The organism is Stenotrophomonas sp. 05L44_2 (assembly GCF_056665995.1).
This window is the reverse complement of sequence record NZ_JBFTNR010000126.1, coordinates 1-7,435: the sequence shown is the minus strand read 5'-3', so window position 1 is coordinate 7,435 and position 7,435 is coordinate 1. Positions and strand designations below refer to the sequence as shown.

General features: G+C 67.9%; 7 protein-coding genes. 2 read left to right on the top strand and 5 right to left on the bottom strand.

The annotated features are described in order from the left end of the window. The 5 genes from AC1VAN_RS06405 to prmB form a co-directional block, all read right to left on the bottom strand. Window positions 1-1,519 (bottom strand): type IV pilus assembly protein FimV (locus AC1VAN_RS06405; RefSeq protein WP_480985484.1); only part of this gene is annotated, 1,519 nt, incomplete at its 3' end. 105 nt (window positions 1,520-1,624) lie between these two features. Then, window positions 1,625-2,653 (bottom strand): aspartate-semialdehyde dehydrogenase, encoded by a 1,029-nt coding sequence (locus AC1VAN_RS06400; protein WP_032975013.1) that lies wholly within the window; start codon window positions 2,651-2,653, stop codon window positions 1,625-1,627. A gap of 90 nt (window positions 2,654-2,743) precedes the next feature. Continuing rightward, on the bottom strand, window positions 2,744-3,781 hold the full coding sequence (locus AC1VAN_RS06395; protein ID WP_480985483.1) for a 2-hydroxyacid dehydrogenase: 1,038 nt from the start codon (window positions 3,779-3,781) through the stop codon (window positions 2,744-2,746). Next, window positions 3,774-4,877: a chorismate synthase gene (gene aroC / locus AC1VAN_RS06390; RefSeq protein WP_032975015.1), complete on the bottom strand. Its 1,104-nt coding sequence runs from the start codon at window positions 4,875-4,877 to the stop codon at window positions 3,774-3,776. Before aroC ends, AC1VAN_RS06395 begins: the two co-directional genes overlap by 8 nt. Then, a complete protein-coding gene (gene prmB / locus AC1VAN_RS06385) occupies window positions 4,874-5,803 on the bottom strand; it encodes a 50S ribosomal protein L3 N(5)-glutamine methyltransferase (RefSeq protein ID WP_442251657.1) in 930 nt (309 codons plus the stop codon). Before prmB ends, aroC begins: the two co-directional genes overlap by 4 nt. A 123-nt stretch (window positions 5,804-5,926) precedes the next feature. On the opposite strand from prmB, the gene AC1VAN_RS06380 reads away from it, so the two are divergent. Beyond that, on the top strand, window positions 5,927-6,577 hold the full coding sequence (locus tag AC1VAN_RS06380; RefSeq protein ID WP_032975016.1) for an SCO family protein: 651 nt from the start codon (window positions 5,927-5,929) through the stop codon (window positions 6,575-6,577). Continuing rightward, window positions 6,574-7,416: an archaetidylserine decarboxylase gene (asd, locus tag AC1VAN_RS06375; protein WP_025876139.1), complete on the top strand. Its 843-nt coding sequence runs from the start codon at window positions 6,574-6,576 to the stop codon at window positions 7,414-7,416. Before AC1VAN_RS06380 ends, asd begins: the two co-directional genes overlap by 4 nt. The last annotated feature ends 19 nt before the right edge of the window (window positions 7,417-7,435 follow it).

Sequence of the window (7,435 nt, the reverse complement as noted above, 5' to 3'; positions counted from 1 at the left end):
CCTCATGGATGTCCGCAGCCGGCACGTCATGGTCGGCAGTGGCAGCCCAGGCCGGCATCGCCGGTTCCTGGCGACCGCCATCGGCAGCGAAGTTCACCCCGGCGTCCTGTTCGGTCAGGGTATCCAGCGCGGCACCTGCCGGCAGCGCTGCTGCCAGGCCGGCGGCATCGTGTTCATCGCGCAGCGGCGGCAGCGGCGAGGGCTTGCGACGACGCAGCAGCCAGGCGCCCAGGGCAGCCAGCACGAGCAGCGGCAGGCCCAGCCAGTACCAGGGCGTGCCAGCGCCGGGCGCACCGGGCGCCTGGGCCAAACGCTGCTGCGCGGCGGCCAGGTCGTTGTCCTTCATCGCGATCAGGGACTGCTGCTGCTCCTTGAGCTTCTCCAGCTCCGCCACGCGCTGCTTCAGATCGCCGATTTCGGCATCGCGGGTGGCGATGTCCTCCTTGGCCTGGCGCAGTTGTTCGTTGCCCAGCATGTCACCCTCGCTGCCGGCACTGGTGCCGGTGGTTGTGCCCGCGTGCGCGGCGTCGGATGCCAGCGCCGGAGCGATTTCAAGTCGTGCCCCGGTGGCCGCAGCCGGGGAAGAAGCAGCGCCATCGGCCTTGGCCACCGGCATCGCGGCGCCAGCCGGCTGTGGCACGGTGCGTGCCTGCCGCCACTGCGCGGCATGTTCGCGGACCAGCGCGGTGGCCTCGGCCGCATCCACCGCGGCCAGTGCGGTATCGCCCGGCATGCGCAGCACCGCGCCCTGCTTGAGCAGGTTGACGTTGCCACGGATGAAGGCTTCGGGGTTGGCACGCAACAGCGCGATCATCGCCCGGTCGCGACTGATCTGATTGCCACGGGCCAGCGAGCCGGCGATCTGCGAAAGCGTCTGTCCGCGCTGCACGGTCACACTGCCGTCTGCAGCGAGCGCTGGTGCAGGTGCAGGTGCAGGTGCAGGTGACGCAGCCCGTGGACGCGGTGCAGCAGGTGCGGCAGCCGGCGTGACCGGTGCCGGCTCGGGTGCGGTTGCAGCGGCGGCAGGCGCATCACGGACGATGGTGTCCGACAGCACGCCGGCCGGCGCGACGATTTCCGGTTCGGCCACGGCCAGTGCACTGGCCGGTGCATCGACCAGCGCCGAGTACTCACGCACCAGCCGGCCCTGGCCCCAGTCGGCCTCGACCAGGAAGCTCAACGAGGGTGTTTCCACTGGCGTCTGCGAGGTCACCCGCACCACCGCCCTGCCCTGCGCATTGCGGGTCAGCTCGAACTGCAGTTCGCTGACCAGACCCGCCGGGCGCTGCAGGCCAACGCGCTCGAAGGTGACCGGCGAAGCGAGCGCGACGCGCAGGTTCTCAAGTTCGGACGGATCGGCCGAGATCACCGGGATCTCGGCCAGCAACGGCTGTCCCGGCTTGGACAGGACCCGGATGTCGCCCAGGCCCAGGGCCATGGCCGAACTGCTGACCAGGGCCAGCAGCGCGGCGGAAAGACAGGTGAGCGGACGCCGTGCGCCCTTGGCTCGTTTATTCATGGGCGACACTATAAAGCGTGCGGACCACGGTCCGCACCCACCGGGGAGGCGGACTGCGCTAGTGCCGGCCAGCGGCCGGCACTACCGGTCAGGCAACAGCGGGGATCAGCGCTTCTCGGCGGCGACCAGCTCGGCCAGCTGCACCGCGTTGAGGGCTGCGCCCTTGCGCACGTTGTCCGACACGATCCACAGGTTCAGGCCGCGCGGATGCGACAGGTCCTCGCGGATGCGGCCGACGTACACCGCGTCGGTGCCCGAGGCATGGGTGACCGGCGTCGGGTAGCCACCGGCCTCGTGACGATCCACCACCTCGATGCCCGGCGACTGTTCCAGCAGCGCGCGCGCTTCGGCGACGGTCACCTTGTCACGGGTTTCGATCGCCACCGATTCGGAGTGGCCGTAGAACACCGGCACGCGCACCGCGGTCGGGTTCACGAGGATGCTGTCGTCGCCCAGGATCTTGCGCGTCTCCCAGACCAGCTTCATCTCTTCCTTGGTGAAGCCGTTGTCCAGGAAGTCGTCGATGTGCGGGATCAGGTTGAAGGCGATCTGCACCGGGAAACGCTGCGGATCGATTTCCTGGAAGCTCAGCAGCTGGCCGGTCTGCTTGCCCAGTTCTTCCAGTGCCGAACGGCCACCACCGGATACCGACTGGTAGGTGGACACGTTGATGCGCTCGATGCCGTACTTGCGGTGCAGCGGTGCCAGCGCGACCAGCATCTGCATGGTCGAGCAGTTCGGGTTGGCGATGATGCCGCGCGGACGGTTGGCGACCTGGTCCGGATTGACCTCCGACACCACCAGCGGCACGTCATCGTCGTAACGGAAGGCCGAGGAGTTGTCGATCACCACCGCGCCAGCGGCAGCGAACTTCGGGGCGTATTCCTTGGACACGCTGCCACCGGCCGAGAACAGGGCGATTTCCACGCCACTCGGGTCGAAAGTGGCCAGGTCCTGGATCCTGACCTTGTTGCCGTTGTATTCGACTTCGCCGCCGGCCGAGCGCTCGGAAGCGAGCAGGCTCAGGGTGCCGACCGGGAAATCGCGCTCGGCCAGGATGGCCAGCATGGTCTCGCCGACCGCGCCGGTGGCGCCGACGATGGCGACGTGGAAGCTGCGTTGTGCATTGCTCATGGGGGAACTCTCACGAAAACGGGAAGGGGGAAAACTCACGCACGACAGCTGGGTTCGGGGAGCCTCCTCGGATGGATGCGCGGAGGTTCCCTATCGTTTCCCGCTTTTTTTGTCCGAGGTCGCGCGCGCGGCAAGGGCCGCGTCGGCGTTGATCGCGCTCGGCATGCGCGACGGGCTGCCATCCAGGCCAAGCCCGGCCAGCAGATTGTCCACGGCCATCTGCACCATGGCCGTACGCGTGGCCAGCGATGCGCTGCCGATATGCGGGGTCAGCACGATGTTGCGCAGGGCCAGCAGTTCCGGSCGCACGTTCGGTTCGCCTTCGWASACATCCAGSCCGGCSGCSGCCAGGCGMCCGTTGGCCAGTGCATCGGCCAACGCCAGTTCGTCGACGATGCCGCCGCGGGCGATGTTCACCAGGGTGGCAGACGGCTTCATCCTGGCCAGCGCGGCGGCGTCGATGATGTGGTGCGAGGCGGCGGTGTATGGCAACACGGTCAACAGATGGTCGGACTGCGCCAGCAGCGTGTCCAGATCCACGTAGGTCGCTCCGAGCGCGGCTTCGGTATCGGCCGGCAGCCGCGAACGGTTGTGGTAGAGCACCTTCATGCCGAAGCCGTGCGCGCCGCGACGGGCGATGCCCTGGCCGATGCGGCCCATGCCGAGGATGCCCAGCGTGCTGCCATGGATGTCGGCCCCCAGCATGGTCTGGAACGACCACTGCCCCCACTGGCCCTCGCGCAGCCAGCGCTCGGATTCGGTGATCCGGCGCGCGGTGGCCATCAACAGCGCAAAGCCGAGATCGGCGGTGGTCTCGGTGAGAACGTCCGGGGTGTTGCTGGCGAGAATGCCGGCGGCGCTGAGCGCGTCGACATCCAGATTGTTGTAGCCGACGCCGACATTGGCGATCAACTTCAACTGCGCGGCATCGGCGACCTGGGTCGCACCGATGCGTTCGTTGAGGGTGATGATCGCCCCGTCAACGTCCGCCAGCTGCGCGGCGATCTGCTGTGGCGACCAGGCGGTGACGGTATCGGTGGTGCGCAGCTGCACGCGATCGCGCAACGGCGCGATGGCCGCGTCGATCAGCGGCTGGCTCACCCATACCGTCGGCCGCGTATCAGCCATCAAGCTGGCCGGGAATGCGCGGAGTGATGGTGCCGACATCGCCGCACTGCGCGCGGTGGCGCAGCGCCTGGTCCATCAGCACCAGGGCCATCATCGCCTCGGCGATGGGCGTGGCGCGGATGCCGACGCAGGGATCATGGCGGCCGGTGGTGACCACCTCCACCACATTGCCGGCCGTATCCAGCGATTCACCGGGCAGGCGCAGGCTGGAAGTCGGCTTGAGCACCATCGAGGCGACCACCGGCTGGCCGGTGGAAATGCCACCGAGAATGCCGCCGGCATGRTTGCTGGCAAAACCCTGCGGRGTCAGCAGGTCACGGTGTTCGGTGCCCTTCTGCATGGCGCTGGCGAAACCGTCGCCGATCTCCACGCCCTTCACCGCGTTGATGCTCATCAGTGCGGCCGCGAGCTCGCCATCAAGCTTGCCGTAGATCGGCTCGCCCCAGCCCGGCGGTACATTGTCGGCGATCACGTCCACGCAGGCACCGACCGAATCGCCGGACTTGCGCAGCGCATCCATGTACGCCTCCAGCTCGGGCACCTGTGCGGCGTGCGGCCAGAAGAACGGATTCTCCTCGACTACCGACCAGTCGAAACCGGCCGGAGTGATCCCGCCCAGCTGCGACAGGTAGCCGCGCACGGTGATGCCGAAACGCTCGGCCAGCCATTTCTTGGCGACCACGCCAGCAGCCACGCGCATGGTGGTCTCGCGCGCCGAGGAGCGGCCACCGCCGCGCGGGTCGCGGATGCCGTACTTGTGCCAGTAGCTGTAGTCGGCATGCCCCGGACGGAACTGCTGGCCGATGTTGCTGTAGTCCTTGCTGCGCTGGTCGGTGTTGCGGATCAGCAGCGCGATCGGAGTGCCGGTGGTCAGGCCCTCGTACACCCCGGACAGGATCTCGACCTCGTCGGTCTCGCGCCGCGCCGACGTATGCCGGCTCTTGCCGGTGGCGCGACGCTGCAGGTCATGGTTGAATTCGGCCGCGTCCAGCGCCAGCCCCGGCGGGCAGCCATCGATCACGCAGCCGATGGCCGGCCCGTGCGATTCGCCGAACGTGGTGACGGTGAACAGCTTGCCGAACGAATTGGAGCTCACGGGCGCTGCGCCGCCAGTTCGGTGATGCGCGCGCTGTGGGCGATCAGCTCGCGGCACTCGACCGCGAAGATGCCCATCTGGCCGACCTTGAATTCGACCCAGGCGAAATCCACTTCCGGCAGCAGCTTGATCAGGTGCTGTTCGGATTCGCCCACTTCACAGATCAGCAGGCCGTCCTCGCTCAGGTGCAGCGGCGCGTCGCGCAGGATCTTCAGCACCAGGTCCAGGCCGTCGTCGCCGGCACGCAGGCCCATCTCCGGCTCGCAGGAGTATTCCTGCGGCAGGGCGTCGGTCTCGTCGTTGGTGACGTACGGCGGGTTGGTGACGATCAGGTCGTAGTGGCGACCGGTCAGGCCGTTGAACAGGTCCGACTTCAGCAGGGTCACGTTGTGCGCCTGCAGGCGTTCCTTGTTCTCTTCGGCCAGTGACAGCGCCTCATCGCTGAGGTCCACGCCGTCCACTTCCCAGTTCGGGTAGTAGTGGCCCATGGCGATGGCGATGCAGCCCGAACCGGTGCACAGGTCCAGCGCGCGGTTGACATCGCGGCCGGCCAGCCACGGCTCGAAGCCGCACTCGATCAGTTCGGCGATCGGCGAACGCGGCACCAGGGCGCGCGTGTCGCTCTTGAAGCTGAGGCCGGCGAACCAGGCTTCACCGGTCAGGTAGGCAGCCGGGATGCGCTCGTCGATGCGGCGCTGGAACAGCTCCAGCACCGCCAGCTTCTCTTCGCGCAGCAGGCGCGCCTGGCCGTAGGCCGGGCCGAGGTCGTGCGGCAGGTGCAGGCCGTGCAGCACCAGCTGGGTGGCCTCGTCCAGGGCATTGTCGTAGCTGTGCCCGAAGGTCAGGCCCGCAGCATTGAAACGGCTGGTGCCGTAGCGGATCAGATCGATGATCGTATGGAGTTCGGCGGCCGTTTCAGCGGTCATGGCGGTACTGCGGGCAAAGTGGCCCCCGATTATAGGGGTTGCCGCCTGCGCCGGCATCCGTTGCGGCAGAAACGATCCAGCCGCAGCCGGTATGATGGTGGCCACTTCCTGCGGCGGAATCCCATGTTCAATCGCAACGTCGGCATCATCCTGCTGATCGCCCTGGCGGCGGGCCTTGGCCTGCTCGCCGCCCAGCAGGTGTTCGCGCCGAAGCCGCCGGCCGGGCAGCCGGCCACCGAAGCGATCACCCTGTACCCGCAGCCGCGCACCCTGCCCGACTACAACCTGGCCCAGTCCGACGGCACGCGCCTGATTCCCGGCGAACTGAAGGGCCACTGGACCCTGGTGTTCCTCGGCTTCACGTTCTGTCCAGACGTCTGCCCGACCACCCTGGCCGAGCTGGCCGGGGCGCAGAACCAGTGGGAAGCCCTGCCCGACGGCCTGCGCCCGCGCGTGCTGTTCGTCTCGGTCGACCCGGAGCGCGACACCGCCACGCGCCTGGGCGAGTACGCCCATGGCTTCCACAAGGACACCCTGGCAGCGACCGCCGACATTCCCTCGCTGGAGCGCTTTGCCACCTCGCTGGGCTTCGTGTTCCAGAAGGTGCCGGGCAAGCACTTCGACGAGAATCCCGAGGATTACACCCTCGAGCACTCCGCCAGCCTGGCCGTGCTCGATCCGCAGGGCCGGCTCGCCGGCCTGGTGCGGCCCCCGTTCAATGCGCCGGCGATCGCCCGCGACCTGCAGAAGCTGACCGAGAAATCCGCCCCATGAGTCTGACCACCGCCCTGACGTACGTCCTGCCCCACCGCCTGCTGTCCTCGATGGCGCGTTCGCTGGCGTACTCGGACAACCCGCGCGTATCGCGCTGGCTGATCGACACGGTCACCCGCAAGTTCAACGTCAACCTGGATGAAGCGGCCAATCCGGACCCGCGCAGCTACCCGACCTTCAACCAGTTCTTCACCCGCGCGCTGAAACCCGGCGCGCGCGTGGCCGATGCCGATCCGCGCAGCCTGGTGATGCCGGCGGACGGCCGCATCAGCCAGCTCGGAAAGATCGACGCCGGGCGCATCTTCCAGGCCAAGGGGCAGTCGTTCACCGCCGCCGAGCTGTTGGGCAGCGCCGAGGACGCCAAGCCGTTCAACGAGGGCCTGTATGCCACGGTGTACCTGTCGCCGCGCGACTACCACCGCGTGCACATGCCGTGGACCGGAACCCTGCGCGAAACCGTGCACGTGCCCGGTCGCCTGTTTAGCGTCGGCCCGGCCGCGGTGAACAACGTGCCTGGCCTGTTCGCACGCAACGAACGCCTGGTCTGYCATTTCGATACCAGCTTCGGCCCGATGGTCAGCGTGATGGTCGGTGCGCTGCTGGTGTCGGGCGTGGAAACGGTGTGGAGCGGCGAAGAGATTCCGCACTACGGCGACCGCATCACCCGCAAGGATTACCGGGGCCGCGGCATCACGCTGCAGCGCTTCGAAGAGATGGCGCGCTTCAATTACGGCTCGACCGTGATCGTGCTGCTGCCGCCGGGCGTGGCCGAATTCGCCCCGCATCTGGATGCCGAGCATCCGGTACAGCTGGGCCAGGCACTGGCCAAGCTGCGCTGATCCTGCGGTAGTGCCGGCC

Excerpts from the sequence above, each read along its gene's own strand:
- AC1VAN_RS06400 (WP_032975013.1), bottom strand. The coding sequence starts at position 2,653 with ATGAGCAATGCACAACGCAGCTTCCACGTCGCCATCGTCGGCGCCACC.
- prmB (WP_442251657.1), bottom strand. The coding sequence starts at position 5,803 with ATGACCGCTGAAACGGCCGCCGAACTCCATACGATCATCGATCTGATC.
- AC1VAN_RS06380 (WP_032975016.1), top strand. The coding sequence starts at position 5,927 with ATGTTCAATCGCAACGTCGGCATCATCCTGCTGATCGCCCTGGCGGCG.